Source organism: Coleofasciculus sp., assembly GCF_046565525.1.
In the GTDB taxonomy this organism is placed as follows: Bacteria; Cyanobacteriota; Cyanobacteriia; order Cyanobacteriales; family Coleofasciculaceae; genus Coleofasciculus.
On sequence record NZ_JBKHUP010000018.1, the window covers coordinates 47912 to 66072 of the forward strand.

General features: G+C 43.3%; 15 protein-coding genes and 2 pseudogenes. 9 read left to right on the top strand and 8 right to left on the bottom strand.

Annotated features, from left to right (window positions below):
* Window positions 1-77 precede the first annotated feature (77 nt).
* Complete coding sequence (locus ACLGGO_RS08985; protein WP_446419038.1) at window positions 78-872, top strand: TIGR04290 family methyltransferase; 795 nt, start codon at window positions 78-80, stop codon at window positions 870-872.
* Between the two features lie 215 nt (window positions 873-1087).
* Here the strand turns inward: ACLGGO_RS08985 and ACLGGO_RS08990 are convergent.
* Window positions 1088-2207, bottom strand: a pseudogene (locus ACLGGO_RS08990) (AAA family ATPase).
* A 509-nt stretch (window positions 2208-2716) separates the two neighbouring features.
* Between ACLGGO_RS08990 and ACLGGO_RS08995 the strand changes: the two are divergent.
* From ACLGGO_RS08995 to ACLGGO_RS09005, 3 genes and pseudogenes are all read left to right on the top strand, one after another.
* A pseudogene (locus ACLGGO_RS08995) lies at window positions 2717-3181 on the top strand (NAD(P)H-quinone oxidoreductase subunit 4); the annotation flags it as partial.
* A gap of 99 nt (window positions 3182-3280) precedes the next feature.
* Complete coding sequence (locus ACLGGO_RS09000) at window positions 3281-4618, top strand: RNA-guided endonuclease InsQ/TnpB family protein (protein ID WP_446419039.1); 1338 nt, start codon at window positions 3281-3283, stop codon at window positions 4616-4618.
* A gap of 39 nt (window positions 4619-4657) precedes the next feature.
* Complete coding sequence (locus ACLGGO_RS09005; RefSeq protein ID WP_446419040.1) at window positions 4658-4963, top strand: hypothetical protein; 306 nt, start codon at window positions 4658-4660, stop codon at window positions 4961-4963.
* A gap of 189 nt (window positions 4964-5152) precedes the next feature.
* Here ACLGGO_RS09005 and ACLGGO_RS09010 read toward each other — a convergent pair whose 3' ends face one another.
* From ACLGGO_RS09010 to ACLGGO_RS09025, 4 genes are all read right to left on the bottom strand, one after another.
* Window positions 5153-5305, bottom strand: coding sequence for a hypothetical protein (locus ACLGGO_RS09010; RefSeq protein WP_446419041.1), 153 nt, complete (start codon window positions 5303-5305; stop codon window positions 5153-5155).
* Window positions 5306-5474: 169 nt separating this feature from the next.
* The gene (locus tag ACLGGO_RS09015; protein WP_446419042.1) at window positions 5475-5933 is read right to left on the bottom strand and encodes a Stf0 family sulfotransferase; all 459 of its coding nucleotides are present in this window, start codon (window positions 5931-5933) and stop codon (window positions 5475-5477) included.
* Between the two features lie 32 nt (window positions 5934-5965).
* Window positions 5966-6577, bottom strand: a complete 612-nt coding sequence (locus ACLGGO_RS09020; protein ID WP_446419043.1) for a hypothetical protein — start codon at window positions 6575-6577, stop codon at window positions 5966-5968.
* A 148-nt stretch (window positions 6578-6725) separates the two neighbouring features.
* Window positions 6726-7919, bottom strand: coding sequence for a DNA double-strand break repair nuclease NurA (locus tag ACLGGO_RS09025; protein ID WP_446334615.1), 1194 nt, complete (start codon window positions 7917-7919; stop codon window positions 6726-6728).
* A gap of 424 nt (window positions 7920-8343) precedes the next feature.
* Here ACLGGO_RS09025 and ACLGGO_RS09030 point away from each other — a divergent pair, with 424 nt between their 5' ends.
* Window positions 8344-9417, top strand: coding sequence for a radical SAM/SPASM domain-containing protein (locus tag ACLGGO_RS09030; protein ID WP_446419044.1), 1074 nt, complete (start codon window positions 8344-8346; stop codon window positions 9415-9417).
* A gap of 153 nt (window positions 9418-9570) precedes the next feature.
* On the opposite strand, the gene ACLGGO_RS09035 is transcribed toward ACLGGO_RS09030, so the two are convergent.
* From ACLGGO_RS09035 to ACLGGO_RS09045, 3 genes are all read right to left on the bottom strand, one after another.
* Window positions 9571-10452 (bottom strand): methyltransferase domain-containing protein, encoded by an 882-nt coding sequence (locus ACLGGO_RS09035; protein WP_446419045.1) that lies wholly within the window; start codon window positions 10450-10452, stop codon window positions 9571-9573.
* Between the two features lie 139 nt (window positions 10453-10591).
* A complete protein-coding gene (locus ACLGGO_RS09040) occupies window positions 10592-11380 on the bottom strand; it encodes an HAD family hydrolase (protein ID WP_446419046.1) in 789 nt (262 codons plus the stop codon).
* A gap of 120 nt (window positions 11381-11500) precedes the next feature.
* On the bottom strand, window positions 11501-12820 hold the full coding sequence (locus tag ACLGGO_RS09045; RefSeq protein WP_446419047.1) for a D-alanyl-D-alanine carboxypeptidase: 1320 nt from the start codon (window positions 12818-12820) through the stop codon (window positions 11501-11503).
* Window positions 12821-13036: 216 nt separating this feature from the next.
* On the opposite strand from ACLGGO_RS09045, the gene plsX reads away from it, so the two are divergent.
* The 4 genes from plsX to ACLGGO_RS09065 all read left to right on the top strand — a co-directional run bounded on the left by plsX (window position 13037) and on the right by ACLGGO_RS09065 (window position 18069).
* Window positions 13037-14122: a phosphate acyltransferase PlsX gene (gene plsX / locus ACLGGO_RS09050; protein WP_446419048.1), complete on the top strand. Its 1086-nt coding sequence runs from the start codon at window positions 13037-13039 to the stop codon at window positions 14120-14122.
* An 84-nt stretch (window positions 14123-14206) separates the two neighbouring features.
* Complete coding sequence (locus ACLGGO_RS09055) at window positions 14207-15202, top strand: beta-ketoacyl-ACP synthase 3 (RefSeq protein WP_446419049.1); 996 nt, start codon at window positions 14207-14209, stop codon at window positions 15200-15202.
* Window positions 15203-15501: 299 nt separating this feature from the next.
* A complete protein-coding gene (locus ACLGGO_RS09060; RefSeq protein WP_446334622.1) occupies window positions 15502-17823 on the top strand; it encodes a linolenate 9R-lipoxygenase in 2322 nt (773 codons plus the stop codon).
* A gap of 27 nt (window positions 17824-17850) precedes the next feature.
* The gene (locus ACLGGO_RS09065; RefSeq protein ID WP_446334623.1) at window positions 17851-18069 is read left to right on the top strand and encodes a hypothetical protein; all 219 of its coding nucleotides are present in this window, start codon (window positions 17851-17853) and stop codon (window positions 18067-18069) included.
* The last annotated feature ends 92 nt before the right edge of the window (window positions 18070-18161 follow it).

Below are 18161 nucleotides of genomic sequence, written 5' to 3' on the forward strand. Positions count from 1 at the left end.
TCTCTGACTCATGAGGGATGACAGGAATCTAGATAGGTTTGATAGGGTTATCAGTTATGAAGATAGCCTAGTATTGGATGATCAATCCCCCTAAATCGGAAAATTTACCAGACGCGATCGCACAACTCGCCCCTTGGTTCCACAACCTCCATCTCCCCAATGGCACTCAAACCGCACCCAATCATTTCCTGGGTGATTTTCCGGCGTTTAAATGGCAGCAACTTGCCCCCCACCTACCGGAAAAATTAGACGGCTGGCGGGTTTTGGATATTGGCTGTAATGCTGGATTCTATAGTTTTGAACTTGCCCGTCGTGGTGCAATAGTAACCGGGATTGACCATGATGTCCATTATCTGGCACAAGCTCAATGGGCGCTTAAGCAATTTGACTTAGCGGATCGGGTTGAGTTTAAGCAAATGCAAGTTTATGACTTAGCTCACATTGAGGAAACCTTTGACCTAGTTTTGTTTATGGGGGTTTTCTATCACCTACGCTATCCCTTACTTGCCCTAGATATTGTGGCACAGACGGTTAAACGCTTGTTGGTATTCCAAACCCTTAGCTTACCCGGTGAAGATATTTTCCAGGATACAGGCGATCGCCAAATTAATGATCGCGATGCTTTAAATCAACCGGGGTGGCCCAAAATGGCGTTTATTGAACATCACTTTGCTGGTGATCCTACGAATTGGTGGATTCCTAATCATGCAGGGATTGAAGCAATGTTACGTTCGAGTGGTTTGCAGGTTATCGGATATCCGGGACACGAGATTTATTTATGTCAACCCGATGCGTCTAATCCGGCTTGTGTCATGTCTTGGAATCAAAAAGAATTACTTGCTGCTACGGGAAAACCATGGCATTTGGCTTAGACTCAGTTGAGAAATAGTTCAACGCGATCGCGGCTTGAGAATATGTATAATTTACGGCTAAAATGAGATGCCTGTCTAGTGGGATTTGCTTGACGTATTAACGCTGTGCTACCTGATCAATTAAGGTTATCGTTACCGACTGCTGCGGCGTTTAGGACGAGAAACAGGAGGAATGGGTTCATAAGACTTGAGTCCCTCATCTCTCATACCTAAAACTACGGCTTACGAGAAATACTTCGTTCAATCGCTCCCTTTGATGTGAGTTTACCTAAGGAAGCCGAGGCGTATAGTTTCGGGAAATTCTCAATATCTTCCACAGGTGTCAATTGGCTTTCTCCGGTTTCAGCATCTCGATATGCCAAAATCACAAACGGCATCATCTCTGGGTCAAGGGCATCAAGTAAAGCGGGGTTATGAGTTGTCACTAATATATCAATTTTGCGCTTTTCCCCAATTTCTTTAAGCATTTTTAGAAGTAAACCAACACGCGACGGATGGAGTCCGTTATCGACTTCTTCAATTACCAGTTGACTGCCTTCTGGTCGCGTCAATAGTGCTGTCATGATAGCTAAAAAGCGCAACGTTCCATCAGACATGCCCCACGCATCAACGACTGTGATGTCCCATGGATGCCATTCTTCTTGACAGTAAAGCATAGCATCATTTCCAAACCGACCCACAGGTTCTGCCCATACTCTCTGAATATCGCCTTCTGGTAAATGCCTTAAGTATGTCTCAACAGTTGAGTCAAACTCCTGTTTCTTTTCATCTGATAATGCTGCTAGTACACCAGCGATATTAGATGCATCGCTTTCAAATCGGTCAGAAAGCCTTGAATAGTTTCGCATCCGTGAAATATCAGGATTTAGAATAAAAATATTATCAAGCGTTTTCCAAACTAATTCTACACCTGCAACAACGTCCTGAGAATATCTGCTGTCAGACTCAAAATCGAACCTTTTATGAATAAGATGAGGCATAAGAGTTGTCTAATAATCTCACGTATGGCGAAGTTCCTACAGTAATACTATAGGAGTAATCTTCATTTGTATTTTTTTTATTTATAACCAACATACTCAACGTGAATTGTTTTTCTCGTTCTTCGGCTTTTCGTGCCGCCCACTCAACACCACCCCGAATTGGTGGAATTAAGCGATCGCCTTCTAAAGCTGTTTTAATTTGGAGATTGGATGCAATTCGATTTAAAAATTCAAGTGCATCAACAATGTTAGACTTCCCACTCGCATTCGCCCCAATCAAAACCGTCAGCGGATCAATTGGTAATTCCGCATACTTAAAACTTTTCCAATTTTTAAGAATCAGCTTCTTTAGCATTCCTATCTAACAACCTCCTATTGGCTTGGTACACCTTAATTGGTGCATTAGCATTGTAGGGGCGCACCGACGTGCGCCCATCAAACCGTCCAATCTATCCCACAATTTTAGCTGTGTCAGTCCACTACCTTCTTGGATTGAAAACAAATAACTTGGTTCGGGCGGGTTTAGTGACATCAGGGTGAGGCACAAAAAGATAATAGTCAAACCCGCCCCTACATTTAGGCATCGCGCTACTCTACATTCCGCCACCCTACATTCAGATGCAAGTGTTGACAAATTTTACATTATGCTGTAAAGACTTCGCTCAACCACTCCCCAACCTGAGTCGAAGGAAAACTTTGTATTAGTCCTGTTTATCGTGAAGATTTGGTATATCTGTGTTTCACCTCTTCTCAAACCTTTACCAAACTTAATACAATGTAACCAACAGTAACGATAGGTATATATCCTTAGTCATGATTGGCAGTCAAATTCCCTGGATAACGACGATTATTGTATTGCCTCTACTGGCGTCTCTAGCATTACCGGGAATGAGTGGGTTTGTCGGAGAATTGTCTATCTTCCTCGGCATGTCTACTAGCGATGCCTATAACTCATCCTTTAAAGTGGTCATGGTGCTGCTAGCCGCCGTGGGATTAATCCTCACTCCCATCTATCTACTCTCCATGCTGCGTCAGGTGTTCTACGGTACAGCTAAGGCGGAATTGGCAATGGATAATTATTTTGGAGATGCCAACCCACGGGAAATATTTGTCGCCCTGTGCTTGTTAATCCCAATTGTCTGCATTGGTTTATATCCCAAAGTTGCTACCCAAACCTATGATGTCAAAACCGTGGCGGTAACGGCTCAAGTGCGTGAAGCTCTGCCAGTCGTTGCTCAAGAACGGACAAACCTGTATTCTGGTAAATTCAACAGTTTCGCGAGAGTCCCCACCCTCGAAGCGAGTGCGCGTTCAGCAAACGATGCTTAGGGTGGGGAGGGATAGCGGGATGCCGGAGGGGCGAAGGCATCCAAATACTTGTCGCTAGTTCACGAGAGTGTTAATATAGAACAAGTTCGTGAAAGTGTTATGCAACAAGTCCTAACTGCCAAATTAAAACTAGAAGTCACCCAGGAGCAAAAAGAACAACTCCGGGTGACTTCTTTGGCATATAGGGATGCACTGAATTATACGTCCGGTGTTGCCTTTGAGATGGGTAAAACATACAACGGCACGAAAATTCAGAAAGAAGTGTATTACATACTTCGCGAAAAGTTTAATCTTCCATCTCAGATGGCTTGTAACGTTCCCCGACAGGTTGGGGCAACATACAAATCTTTGCGAACAAAGTTGAAGCAAAACGAGGAGGCAATTAAAGCAGGTCGCACTCCTAAGCGGTACAAAGGATTAGATGTACCGCCTAAATTTGTTTCCAGAACCTGCACCTTAAACTACCAGAAAGATTATTCATTCGCTAAAGATGGTCAGGTGGGTATTACCACTACGACGGGTCGCATCAAAGTGAGCTACAAAGGCTACTCCAAGCATCTAGAAATGATTCAGTCTGGAGTAGCAAAGATTGGAGCTGGAAAGATTTGGTACTCTAAACCGACTAAGACCTACTACCTGCTAGTTAGTATGGAATTAGAAGTACCAGACCTGACCCCCAATGACATTAATAGAGTCGTTGGAGTGGATGTAGGGCAACGGTATATTGCTGTTGCAGCAGATACTCGCAACAAGACTCAGTTTTTCAGTGGCTCTCATGTGAGACATACGGCTTCTCGTTATGTAAAAGCGAGAAAGTCCTTACAGCGTAGAGGCACCCGTAGTGCAACTCGTAGATTGGTTGCATTGTCTGGACGGGAGAGACGGTTCATCGCTGACACGAATCACTGTATTGCCAACCAAGTGGTAACACCTGAAACCTTGATTGGATTGGAGAATTTAACCCACATCCGAGAGCGGACAAGACAGAAGAAAAAAGGCAAAAAAGCATCCAAGAAACAACGCAGGGCTAATAGCAATAGAGCTAAATGGTCATTTGCCGAACTACACGGCTTCATTGACTACAAAGCTGTTCTCAAAGGGAGTCTTGCCGTTAAAGTGGATGCTCATTACACTTCTCAGGCTTGTCCGCACTGCGGTCACACATCTAAAGAAAATAGACCCAATAAAGGTCTAACTTTTGTGTGTCAGCAATGTGGTTATACTCTCCATGCCGATTTAGTGGGTGCTAGAAATGTTGCACTTAGAGTGTTGCTCTCTCGCCAAGAGTGGGAGAGTACGGGGCGTATTTCAGCCGTCCCTGATGTATCTGGTGATGAAACCAAAACTGATTGCCGCTTAAGGTATTCAGGGCTGAGGTGGAGCCAAGATGCAATCCCCAACTTCAACGAAGTGACACCTCAAGGCGGAACGGAGTAAGTTGGGGTAGTTGAAGGAATTGATAATGCGATCGCGGCGTTGCAGGCGCAGTTAGAGCAAAAACAACAACAGCTACAGCCTTTCGTCAAACCCAAGCAACCCTTGACGTTAGCTGACGAGGTTGAGATAGCCACTCAACAGGCTTATGATCATGCCAATCGGATTAATGAACTCGCCACAGAACTGGTGGAAGAACTTAGGGCTTTAAAATCGATCGCCAATGATATGAGTTCCAGCTATTGGCAGTTGCATCACAAGCCATTTATTACCGGGTTTAAGGGTACGTCTGTTCCCTATCTGCGAGCAGATCAGGGGGTTTTAATGATTGGCAAAGTCATTATTTAGAGCTTGCTGAACAAGAACTGTTGTAGAGACGTTCCGCCGGAACGTCTCTATTAAATAATGTGTCCTAACCGCTATGGCGGTTGCTATAATTGAGACAAACAGTATTTGAGTCCTATCGGATCGTGTAAATAGTGGCAATAATCCCCCAAAAAGTTAGACAATACTCTGATTTAGGGTGTTTCTAATCCTTTAAAGTTTGAGAATTTTTTTGACATCACTTCTAAGTTCTCCATAGAGCTTCAAAAAATTCTCTGGTATATAACTATAGTATTGACACCAGCGCTCATTAATATCACTAAAATGCCGATTAATCGGCATTTTAATTTCGTAGCTCTCAGGCAAAGAATCAATTTCAATGAAACTTATTAATCCTAGAATTGTCTCTTCAAAGGATTGAATAAAATCCTCGTATACAATTTCAGAAAAATCCACATAATTTTCGGCAAAAAACTTTTTCCACTTTTGGTTGCGAGCCTCAATTCCCTGCTTATATCTGTAGATATTCAGAGGTTTAAAAGCTAATTTTTTTTGGCGTTTCGGAGATCAGATTTTCGTTAGTTTTGACCCATTTTTGCGTTTGGTAAGCAATTTCAGTAGATACGGCTTGTTTGACTAAATTTCTACGCCATATATAGATAAAATAAGGATTAGGAAATATAGTCGAAATTATTTGCCAATCAGATTGCCTGCTCAAGCCCAAGTATTTTCGGGCTAGATTGATAAAATTCCGGAAATGCTCCCAGTGAATTTTTATGCCAAAAATTCCATTTTGGCTTGTCCCTTTCTGAAGTACTTGAGAAAGGTAATCTTGAAAACCGTTGGCACTATCTTGAGCAATATACTTTTCAATTTTAGCCGGATGAAAATACTCCAATGGTTTCCCACAAAAGCCTAGATCGCTTAGCGTTGAACATAAGAGAGTGCTGCCTGATCGTCCTGTGGAACAAACAATGTAACTTTTGTTGATCATAACTAATTTTAAAGAAATTATCCTCTATATTATTAGCCCACTAATTGCAAACCAACGTGTTTAATAAAAGCATACCAATCTTGACTAAAGCCTTTAAATTCAACATCCTTGAGGGTAAATTTTATGTGAGAATCTTCGATTGGCAACGATACCATATTATAGGCATCAGGTTTATTGGTTAATAGCACCAGTTCAGTCCCGGCGGGAATCGGTTGCAGGGCATTTGGACTTAGATACATAGATTGAACCGGGGCACGCTTAACTACGGTATCCACGTTAAAGACAACTTTGATCAACCCCCCTTGAGGCGGCAATGTTTTTCGGTAAACCATCATTTTGACAACATCTTTTTCTATTTGCTTTGAGAGCATCTGTGCCACTGTTTCTGTTGGTCTCAGGGGTTCTTTGGTGATTTGAACATGCTCAATAAACGCATACCAGTTTAAACTTCTGCCCTGAAAGCCAATATCCTGGAAACTGATCCGAATATGTCGGGTTAGATCTGGGGGAGTGTAGGATTGTAGGACTAATAGGGTGCTAGCAGGAATGGGCTGAAGTTTATAGCTTGGCAGTAAACTGGATTGAATGGGTTCTTGTTTAAGAATTGTATCTTGGGTAGACAGCATTCGGACTAAGCTAACCATAGTTTGATAGTTCCTTTAATTGTCATTCGTCATTTGTAAAATTATGCCCACTCTTAACACTTGATCGGGGCGGGTTTAGTCGCATCTGGGTGAGGCAATAAATGATAATAGTGAAACCCGCCCCTACACAAATTCTTTCCCTTCATTCTTAGGAAATACTGCCACGCTTGCGGGCTTCTTTGTAGGATATTCCCACATTTCTTAACCCAGCGCGAATCATCTGCTGTTCTAATAAGCTAAAAAAGCGGACGCGATCGCCTCCTCGAACCACAGCCTGATTATGGGCTTCTGCTATAGCAATGGGATAGCCATAGCCTTTGTAAACCTGTGCCAGCATTAAACTTAGAGATTGATTGAATAACATAGTATCCTGTGCTACCCATTCTGGGACTTCGATGCGGGCAATTTCTGTACCAACGTGAACATAGCAGAAATAAATCCGGTGATGATCGTATAGATCCAAAATTCGCACCGAACTGCGAAATAAAGGACTACGTTGTCCGGGTTCAAGTAAACTCGACCAAAGCATCGTATCACGTAAGGGTTCAACAACCTGACAAGGCAATTTATCAGTAACAGAGGCGCAATGGTTGATACAGTTGGGGGTGTCATAAGCACAGGCTTGTAACCGGAGAAAATGCAGGGCTTCGTTGCTGCGAGACGCACTCAAATAGCCCATCAGCGGTACATTGACTGATCGCAACTGATCCCAAGCCGCTAGAATCGGGGGAAGGATGCGATCGCGCGCTTCTGTGGGTAAGGATTCCAGAAACCAGTAAATCAGTGATCCATCCACCATCGCCAGATTAGGAATATCAAAGTGAGAACCGGGCGGATTGACCCAGCGACACGCCATTTCTGCCAATACCGATACCTCAGACACAGTGCGACGATACCCCATCCATTCTTCGGTACGAATCCCCCATTGGCGGGATATATATAAATCTTCCGGTCGGTAAAAGACTTCGGGTAGGCTATCCAAGAGCGGGTGTAAACTTTGTCCATAGTGCAACATCACCCGACCGACGTTAATTAAATAACAATAGGCGATTTCGTGATGGGAGGGAGACATTTGAGACCCATCGGTGGCAAAAACCGTATGGCTTTCGGGAGGGGAATCCAGATCAAGGCGAGTATCCAGGGGTTCGACGGGAACAGCCGCCGTAAAGGTTATGCGATCGCGCCATTGCTGGTGGGATTGAATCAGCTCATCTTGTCGGCGATTAGTCTCCAGCAGCAGCTTTTGCGCCAGTTCCCAGCGTTGGCGACTTGCTAGCGCCTCCCCTTTCAGGTGCTGGCTAATTCCAGGGATTTGTTTCGCGAGTTTCGTGAGATCGAGCATATAATTATAGTCATCCCGGCAGAATAAGTATCATTATTTTATTTTTATTTAGTATTTTCGGTAATAATAATTCAAACTATTGCTTAAACCAGCCAAATACCGACTCTTCAGTTAATTAGTGTATCCAATTTTACAATTATCAACTTCATTTAGGATAAACTTCACGCGGTAAATATTAAGTTATATAAAAAAACTTGCATTTATCGCGGTAGTCATCCTAGAGTCAACACAATCCAGTTAATATTCATGAGAGTATTGTGGAATCCAGGTAGAAAAAGCTCGATAACTGCGACTTAATTTAGCTCAAAGTTGTGTAGCGAATAATCGGAAAACTGTTTCCCATGAATAAGGAGATTTCAAATAAAAAATAAATTGATGCCGTTGGCATAAAGTTTGTTAATCAATAATACTGACGAGGTACACTATGGATGTTGCAACCCTTTCCAAACTTGGTGTAAAACATGCTGAAAATGCCGTAGCCGAATCCCTGCGGATTCAAACCGGATTAGATTGGACAAAGCCGGTTACGTTCTACGGGATTATCAATGAACGTTGTAATGTTAAATGTCGCCAGTGTGAGTATTGGCGACTCCCGAAATATAAGGACGAAATGACGGTAGAGGATTGGAAACGCGCCCTCCTCAGCATAAAAGACTTTGTGGGTGAGTATTCCATCAACTTTAGTGGCGGTGAACCTTATATCAAAAAAGGATTTCTAGACATACTGGCGTTTGCCAATAGTAATGGTATTCACTGCGGTGTGACCACAAATGGCTCATGCATGACCCAGGAAAACGCTGCCAAAACTGTAGCAGCGCGTCCCTTTAATGTAAATATGTCAGTGGATGCACCCAATGCAGAACTCCATGATTACCTGCGGGGTCAACCTGGTTTATTTACTAAGCTTTCTAACGGCATTAAGTATCTACGTCAGGAACAGGAAAAACAAGGCATAAGTTTTCCAATTATTGTCAAACCGACACTTAATCGCCTCAATTTCCGTTTAATGCCCGAACTGGTAGAATGGGCGCAACAGATTGGGGCTACGGCTGTTAATTTCCAGCCCGTCAATCTTTGGACACCAGAAACCTATAATGAACTGTGGCTGAAAGCCGAAGACTATGACGAGTTTGCCCAGGTAATTGAGCGCCTGATTGAAATGAAGCAAAACGGTGCGCCGATTATGACGGGTGATGATGTTCTGCGGCTTTTCTTACCTCACTTCCGTGAAGACAAAGCACCTGAATCCGTTCGCCCCTGTCGAGTTGGGCTTCGCAATTTCTGGATTGAAACAGATGGGAATGTGAAACTCTGTAATGATTATCCGGTCATTGGTAATGTTAAACACCAGAGTGCTAAAGAAATCTGGTATGGAGAAAAAGCCAAAGAGATTCGCCAGCAGACATTGGACTGCGGTAAACTTTGTTTGATTACCTGTGTGTCGCAAAAGACGCTTAAGGATAAGGTTTTGATGGGAATGAAGCTACTGAAGAATTGACTAAAAATTAGGGAGCATCCCTCGGCTAGAGAACAGAACTGGACTAGGTTCTCTAGGCGAGGGATTTCATTTTTGTTTCACATAACTGGTTCGATAGAGACGTCCCGTACTTGGGGTGATAATAAAATTTTATTACAAATTTGCATAAAACTTTTACGCAGGTTTCATCAAATACGCCCGTTGCATATCTCTAGCGTTAATGGAGATTCTTACTCGATTTAGATTAAATTTTTTGGAAAAATCATTGAGTTTATCTTTGATTAGTTTATTTTTACTCATAACACCAAAATTATAAAAAAGCCTGTCTAGGGTTAGGGAACGACCAACATAGTCTAACTTCAGCATTGTAAAGCCAGCCTGAGTTGCCATTTTTTCTAGAGTCTGGCTGGTAAAAAAGTAAATATGTCCATTGCAACTTAGGCTTCTTTCTCTTTTGCCCAACAATTTGAACACTAATGTGTCGTATCTGGGCGTTTCTACGACAAAGACACCACCTGGCTTCAAGATGCGATAAACTTCTTGAAACGTCCTATATGGATCAGGTACATGTTCTATAACATGAATCATTAATACTACATCGACTGACTTCTCGCTAATTTCTGCTTTTTCTAAGATGCTAGGAATAGCTTTTATGCCAAAATGAGATTCTGCATATTTACATTGGCCTAAGTTAGGTTCAACTCCCATTACCTGCCATTCATCTTTTTTAAAAAAGTTTAATAAGTAACCAAAACTACTGCCGATCTCAAGTAGTTTGCCTTTTTGGGGATAATATTCATTCAGAAATTTTTGGGTTGATTCATAATCTTTAACCTGAAGTGATTCTTTTTCTAACTTTTGTCGATCTGGATTAGATAGAACCCAATCTGGATTCCACGTCTCGATCCCTACATGATCCGCATCTTTTGACCTAGGGTTAGCATACATCAAATTACAACAGTTACACTTAACAATTTGACTGATTTGAGCTACACCAGGTTCAAATAAAATAGTGTAGTCATCGCTACCGCAGAGATTGCATCTAACATATTGCATACCTCATGGTTCCTTATACTTAGCTCAATTTTTCATCCCATTGTACATGAAGTTGCACTAGATGTGACGTTCTTAAGCTAAACTTTAGCTTTTTGGCAAGGGTGCAAGACGTCAATTTCAGGAAACCATGATCTGAACTCTATTGAGACCAAGCGGAGAAATCCTGAGCAAACTGGGACAGAGACAATAACTGAATTCTCGGATGATGGCGAACCTCGTCTCGATGCGCTGCTGTGTTATAGCCCCAATCTGCTAAATACAGTCTCACCTGAGCCAAGTCTGATTGCTGTTCCACTGATAGTAGGGTATTCAACCGATCTTCTACAAACCAAAGACTTGCAGATTCATCTGTAAATTCTTGTATCAGTTGTCGTAGTGTTTGGTATTTGGGACGTTTAATTTCTTTGCCAATAATTCTATCCTCTGATAGTTCGATACCTTGTTGTTGTAATAACTGCTTTGCAAAGCGCCCTTCTTTTGTAGTTACAATAAAAACCTGCGTTGGTGTTTCTAATATTTGCTGTAAGCGCTCAATCACCCCAGGATAAAAGCGGTGCAGTGCTAACCAGCTTTCTAAATCAGTAGTAATCCATTCATCGCGAATTTTATCTAACTGTTGACCCAAGTTTTGTGGTTGCAAGTTTTCGGAATCAACACATTGGTGCAAAACAGTTGACCAATCTTGCAAAATTTGGGATTCTGAAACGCCTAAAAGTAAAACTCTCACTAAAACAGGCATTTCCCACCCTGTTTCAATAACAGGGCGCAAGCGGTAAAATTTTTCGGCTAAGTCTGGCGGGGGTGTTGTGTTTTTAGGTTGCCAAATTTTGCAGTAGGTACGCCAAGCCGTTTGGAAATATTCCAGAAGTCCATCACAGATAACGCCATCAAAGTCGAGGGCGAGAATAGTGGGAGTATGAGTTAACATAAAGCTATTTGAATGATGAATAAGAATCCAGGTGATTTAAGGGCTGGTGGGCAATGCCCACCCTACGGGATATCAAGGGTTTCGGCGCTCCAACAGGGCAAATTTTCAGTGTCATTGATCTTAATTGGCAATAACCTGATTGCGCTTGGGATCGCCAAGTTGGGAACGGGATTGAGAGCTTTTCGGGTTGAGACTGGGTTGATTGCCCCATTTTTGGGTAAGCTTGTCTAACAATTGGTCTTGCTGTTGGCGAAATTCCCAGACGTTATTACCACCATTAATAATCGCAAACCAAACCCGATCGCGATCGCGCGTTGGCATCACCCCCGCTAAAGCACTCACCTGGCGTAGGGTTCCGGTTTTCATCGCGGTTCCCTCTGGCAGGTTGCGAGCATAGATTGTCCCGTTTTTATCCCGCCCAGCTAGGGGGAATAGATCAATAACACCTAAGTTATGAGGTATTAATATTTTTTCTAGTGCTATCAGCATAGCTGTAGCCGCACGGGGAGAGATTTTGTTTTCTGTTCCTAACCCCGATCCATTGATCAGTTGGATTTCCCCTTGAGGTACATTAGCTAACTTGGCGGCTTCTTTGGCAACTACCTCAGCCCCACCAACAGCATCGGCTAAAATCTGAGCCATGCCATTGTTACTATAGATGTTCATTTCTCTGAGGATTTCCGCCAAGGGTAGGGATTGGTGACGTAATAGTATCCTCATGTCGTCAGGCGGAGTTTTCACCGTTTTGATTTGACCGCTAATCACCAGCTCAGGTTTGGGGGTTCCGGGAGACATTCTGCCATGGTGAGTGATAATAGAACGAGACCAGGTTTTGGCATTCAATCCTGTCTTTAGCAACTCACCCGATCGCATCTGATTTTCTTCGTAGTTGAGATGAAAATTGCCAGCAATGACTAAATTGCCATTGACGCGGCGAATACCAAGCTGGTTGAGGCTGTTTCCTAGGGCGATCGCTTCTTCCCAAACAAACAACGGATCACCACTGCCTTTAATTACCAAATCTCCTTCTAATATGCCATCACGGATATCACCTGTAGCACCCACTTGCGTCTCAAATTTATGATCAGGTTTCCATTGACTTAACGTCACCAATGTGGTAGCAATTTTAGTCAATGAAGCAGCAGGGAGGGGAACTTTACCCTGATGTTCTGCCATAACATTCAGCCCTGATTGTATCCAGATTCCTTGATTGTCTGCTAGTGAACCTTTGTTTCTTAGGTCTTGGAGATATTGATTAATCGTCGCTTCGGCGCTAGGGTCAGGCTTGGGCAGAGTAAACAAGGAGGTTTCTTGCCATGGCAAAGGTTGGACAGTCTCCACCTTATCCAAATCCAACGTAGCTGCCTGCATCCCCACAATCTTGACCAATAGCGCGGCTATCGAAGAAGCAATCAATCCAGCACCAATTCGTTGTAACATTCCGTTTCTCCTCCACGGTGCTTTATTGTACGAAGTGGATGGCACCGATGAAAAGGTTTCTTCAGAGGTTTTTCTGAGAGATCAGCACTTTTAAGTGCGTTGTAGGGTGTAGAGTGTGGGGCTTCTCGCCAAATAAGCTAAAACAGGATTACTCAATCAACGTTCTAGAGGTGAGGGCTTCTGTTAAAATCTTTAAGGTTTCTATCTCTTTGAGCAATGGCATCTCGCGAACGGATCGCAATCGACGCGATGGGAGGGGATCACGCTCCCTCAGAAATTGTGGCTGGAGCTATCCGAGCCCAAGAAGAGTTGGGCGTAGAGGTTATATTGGTTGGCGATACTCAGGCTATTGAAGCGTCCCTGAAAGAACACAAAAGTCCCTGCCAGCTAGAAATAGCTCAGGCGGAAGACGTAGTTGCCATGGAAGAGGAACCCTTGGTGGCGATAAAACGCAAACCCAAGGCGTCAATCAACGTGGCGATGGATTTAGTCAAAACCAAGCAAGCGCAAGCTGTGGTGTCGGCGGGGCATTCTGGCGCAGCTATGGCAGCAGCATTACTGCGTTTGGGACGGCTCAAGGGCATCGATCGCCCAGCGATTGGTGCCATGTTCCCCACCCTCATAGCTGGAAAGCCAGTGATTATACTAGATGTGGGTGCAAATGTGGATTGTCGTCCCAAATATCTGGAGCAATTTGCGGTGATGGGCACGGTATACAGCCAGTATGTGCTAGGAATACCAGAACCCAAAGTCGGGTTGCTCAATATCGGGGAAGAAGACTGTAAGGGGAATGATTTAGCAATTCGGACTCATCAACTGCTACAGGACAATCCCAGAGTTTCCTTTCTGGGTAATGCTGAAGGGAGAGATGTACTCTCAGGTCAGTTTGATGTGATTGTCTGTGATGGCTTTGTCGGCAACATCTTACTCAAGTTTGCTGAAGCCGTGGGAGAAATCGTCTTGCAAATTTTGCGGGAGGAATTGCCCCAAGGCTTACATGGTCAACTGGGGACGGCGATTCTCAAGCCGAATCTGAAGCGGATTAAGCAGCGTATCGATCATGCCGAACATGGTGGTGGGTTGCTATTGGGAGTGGATGGAGTCTGTATTATTAGCCATGGCAGTTCTCAAGCACCGTCTATTTTTAATGCGATTCGCTTGGCAAAAGAAGCGATTGATAATCAGGTGCTGGAGCGAATTCAGTCTACTGAGATCAAAGCGGCGAAACAATCGGTAACCCGGAATATGGGCACTGAAGCCTTAGAGGTGACCAATGAGCCATCAGAGGAGGCTACAGGTTAGCTTGATGCGATCGCGATGAGAATGCAAGCAGACGCGATAGTGGGGCGGGAAGTGAATTGGCGGTTTCTTTGATGGAGAATCATTTTGAATCAACTAGGCACAGGGATTGCGATTACCGGGAGTGGTTCGGCGACACCCGATGTTATTTTGGATAACCATCAACTCAGCCAGATAGTTGAGACATCAGATGAGTGGATTGCCACGCGCACAGGAATTCGTCAACGGTGTCTAGCTGACGCTCAAGCCAGTTTGAGTGGGTTAGCAGCCCAAGCGGCAAAGCGGGCGATCGCGATGGCGGGAATTGAGCCTGAAGCGTTACAGCTCATTATTCTGGCAACGTCTACACCTGATGATCTGTTTGGTACGGCGAGTCAAATTCAGGCGTTACTCGGCGCATCTAATGCTGTTGCGTTTGACCTCACGGCGGCTTGTTCTGGCTTCGTGTTTGGTTTAGTAACCGCCGCCCAGTTTATCCGGACTGGAGTTTATCAAAATATTTTATTAATTGGTGCGGATATGTTGTCGCGCTGGCTGGATTGGTCCGATCGCGGCACCTGTGTATTATTTGGTGATGGCGCGGGGGCTGTGGTGTTACAGGCAAATGAGCGCGATCGCTTATTAGGATTCCAGATTCGCAGTGATGGCACTCAGAATAAATGCTTACAGTTAGCTTACAAACCACAAACCCAGCAACTTGTCAAGGACATCGAAGTCGGTCAAGGAAATTTTGCGTCGATTACCATGAACGGCAAAGAAGTCTATCGATTTGCCGTACAAAAAGTGCCAGAAGTGATTGAAAAAGCGCTATTTCAGGCGAATCTTACCGCAGAGGATGTAGACTGGCTGCTACTTCACCAAGCCAATCAACGGATTCTGGATGCAGTTGCTCAACGGTTGAAGATTCCCAGCCATAAGGTTTTGAGTAATCTGAGTCAGTATGGGAACACATCCGCCGCGTCGATTCCCTTAATGCTCGATGAAGCCGTGCGATCGGGAAAAATTCAACCCGGTGATATTATTGCCAGTTCCGGTTTTGGTGCGGGATTAACCTGGGGGGCAGCTATTTTTCAATGGGGATGATAAGATCCCACTCATCGTCGGCTGATGGCTCATTTTGCCATGCAAGTGTTACCTAAAATCCCACGAAATGAACCATGCCCGTTTTTTTAAATGTATAGAAAAGATAAGGTTATGGCGGTTGGCCAACAGGATATGTTATTAATTAATTAGTCCATGAATATCTAGAGAATCATCGAAAACTATCGAACAGGAATACTGGAAATATAATTCTCGAATGAGGTAATAGGACTTTCAGCGCATAGTGGTTGAGTTTATTTTGCACCGTATTGGACAAAACTAACCTATTGGGGGATTAAATTATGGATTTAAATACTCACTTGAAGTTATTAAGTAGATTGGATTCGGAATCTCAAAAAATCATGCTTGAATTGCAAGCCATGTTCTCTGCTGCAGGTCTTGCAGTAAGAGGCCGTGGAACGCATACTGACGGAATTATAGTCAAGGGAAACTTAACAGTACTGTATAGTAGTGATGTCCCCTCTCATTCGCTATTCACACCGGGTAAAAAATATGATGTCATTTTTCGTCATGCAAATATTGTGGGTGGTGCAAAAGATGACGCTCTTATAAACGGTCGTGGTTCAGCTATTAGAATTGGAAATATAGGTGATGACCTAAGTAAGCCCGGACTACTGGATCTTGTACTCAATACCGGTGAAGTTTTCGGACTTCCAACAGCCCGATTATATCATCAATTTTTTGGTTCAGATTTTCATCAAAAAAGTGACATGCTTGCCAGTGGCAGTTTAAGAAGGTATGGAGTGGAAGCAGCCTTGCGCAATCCAGATTCGTTTACTGAATTGTACTATCACACACAGCTTTGTTTTGAATGGGTGGATTCCAAAAAGAAATCCCGTTATGCCCGCTTTCGCCTTTTAAATCCCAATCAAAGCACGGAAGGCGGTTTATTAGATGAAAATGTTGAAATAGGTCCTAGACTGGTATTACCCAGAGAACGGGGCGATACTCGCGAAAAAAATTACCTGAGAAATGAGTTTCGCCAACGATTGACTGGCGGAGCCATAGTGGAGTACGTCTTGCAAGCCCAATTCAGATCAATTGAGGAAAAGGCATTAGATTGCAGTAACCCATGGGATCCAAATACCTATCCTTGGCTCGATATAGCAGCCATAGTGCTTGATCAAGATGAATCTGAAAATGATCATTTTCAAGAAATTGCCTACAATCCAGGCAATACTCACTTTGATTTAAGACTTCCCGATTCATATAGTGTAGATGATTTTGCATCACTGGGAGTGTCTGGTGCATTAGTTCATTATTTCGGCTCCATTGTTCGTGCTGAACGCACTCAGTATTTGTATGGAAGTAAGGATGATTTGCCTGGAAAACCAGTTTATTTCCCTCTCCCGGTGACTGAAATACCTTCAAAAAGATTCCTTTTCCTATTAGAAAAATATAATTTTCTTACAGATAAATTATACCCTTCAGATGGTGACCACGATAAGATTGAAGCACTTGTTTCAGCCATGCCTACTACGGCTTTGGATTTGGCGGTTGGCAGTATTGAACCCAGCGATATTCCTGACAGCTACTTTTTGGAACGTCGGCTCAATGGGTACAATCCAGGTGCGATTCGCGAATCCTCTGGTCAAGAAGGCTGGACACATGAGCTTACTCACAATCTAGCAAAATATGACATCAAGCCAGGTTTGCACTTTCCTGATTTTGTTCAATGTCGGCTTGTTGTTGATAAACAAAATGGTATCAAGTTGCATTCGATTAAAATAGATGACAATGAAATTACACCGTGCCAAAAACAATGGCAACATGCTAAGCATGTCTACCTGGAGGCCGAATTTGTTTCACAAGAACTGAAACTTCATTTAGCCCGTTGTCACTTTAATATTGAACAATACGTTATGGCTATCAAGAGAAGACTCGCACCCACTCATCCTGTGCGGGCGTTTATTGATCCTCATCTTGAAGGGCTGATGTTTATCAACTCATCATCTGTTCCAAAGATTATCGGTTCTACAGGTTTCATTCCTATCGCCTCCATGCTAACGCAGGGTTCTATTGTTGATGTAATTAAAAATGAGTTAAGTAAACTAAGTTATATGTGGAATCCAATCGCTGATTTGCCACGTGATATTCCCGGAGACCTTTTTACACCTGCAGCAACAGCCTATTGGGAACTGCTTAAAGATTATGTTGAGAAAGGTTTAGTACAACCATTTAAAGATGAACTTTGCACTGAAGCAAATGCAACTCAGATTGACGAACTTTTTGCTGAATTAAAACAACGAAGTCTTTACTCCGGAGACCAATCACCCAACTACGATTCATCAGAGCTTAAAAGTCTGTTGATGTACATTATCTACCATTCAAGCTTCCTGCACTCATGGGCTAACTTTAAACAATATGATGATGCTGGAAATCCTAATCATGTAGCAATGGGCGATTATAGTCAATATGACCAACAGATGCAGGACAAGATACGCTTCTCTCAACGGTCTTTAACATGGGTGCTTTCATCAATTCGATACAACCCAGTTGTAGTATACGGATCGGATTTACTCAAACAGCTCATTCGGGAAAAATTATCAGTATTGGAACCCGGACTTCCATTAAAGGATCTTATGATGAGTATTAATATTTAAACCGCGTCCAAGTTGAAACCTGGAGTTTTGGCACTCCTTGAGGTTAACCTAGTAACAGACCATTTATGGCAATGGTTACGTGAAGATGTAACTTATCACAATTGCTATGACAGCAAAGCGGCATTGATCAAACAGGTCGTCTGGTTTGAACAACAAATCAATGCATTTCCCCAAGCTATTTGTGAGCGCTTATGGGTAACAACTCATCTTCAACCTGAGCAGGAAAAACTACGGATTTCTCCTTAGCCTTTGTTTCCTATAGCAGGTCGCTAGGGGTCTATTTACAACTCCCGTACCTGAAGCCGAGTCCAGACGAGATGTTCGTACCTTCAAAGTGT

Excerpts from the sequence above, each read along its gene's own strand:
- ACLGGO_RS08985 (WP_446419038.1), top strand. The coding sequence starts at position 78 with ATGATCAATCCCCCTAAATCGGAAAATTTACCAGACGCGATCGCACAA.
- ACLGGO_RS09000 (WP_446419039.1), top strand. The coding sequence starts at position 3,281 with ATGCAACAAGTCCTAACTGCCAAATTAAAACTAGAAGTCACCCAGGAG.
- ACLGGO_RS09015 (WP_446419042.1), bottom strand. The coding sequence starts at position 5,933 with ATGATCAACAAAAGTTACATTGTTTGTTCCACAGGACGATCAGGCAGC.
- ACLGGO_RS09020 (WP_446419043.1), bottom strand. The coding sequence starts at position 6,577 with ATGGTTAGCTTAGTCCGAATGCTGTCTACCCAAGATACAATTCTTAAA.
- ACLGGO_RS09025 (WP_446334615.1), bottom strand. The coding sequence starts at position 7,919 with ATGCTCGATCTCACGAAACTCGCGAAACAAATCCCTGGAATTAGCCAG.
- ACLGGO_RS09030 (WP_446419044.1), top strand. The coding sequence starts at position 8,344 with ATGGATGTTGCAACCCTTTCCAAACTTGGTGTAAAACATGCTGAAAAT.
- ACLGGO_RS09035 (WP_446419045.1), bottom strand. The coding sequence starts at position 10,452 with ATGCAATATGTTAGATGCAATCTCTGCGGTAGCGATGACTACACTATT.
- ACLGGO_RS09040 (WP_446419046.1), bottom strand. The coding sequence starts at position 11,380 with ATGTTAACTCATACTCCCACTATTCTCGCCCTCGACTTTGATGGCGTT.
- ACLGGO_RS09045 (WP_446419047.1), bottom strand. The coding sequence starts at position 12,820 with ATGTTACAACGAATTGGTGCTGGATTGATTGCTTCTTCGATAGCCGCG.
- plsX (WP_446419048.1), top strand. The coding sequence starts at position 13,037 with ATGGCATCTCGCGAACGGATCGCAATCGACGCGATGGGAGGGGATCAC.
- ACLGGO_RS09060 (WP_446334622.1), top strand. The coding sequence starts at position 15,502 with ATGGATTTAAATACTCACTTGAAGTTATTAAGTAGATTGGATTCGGAA.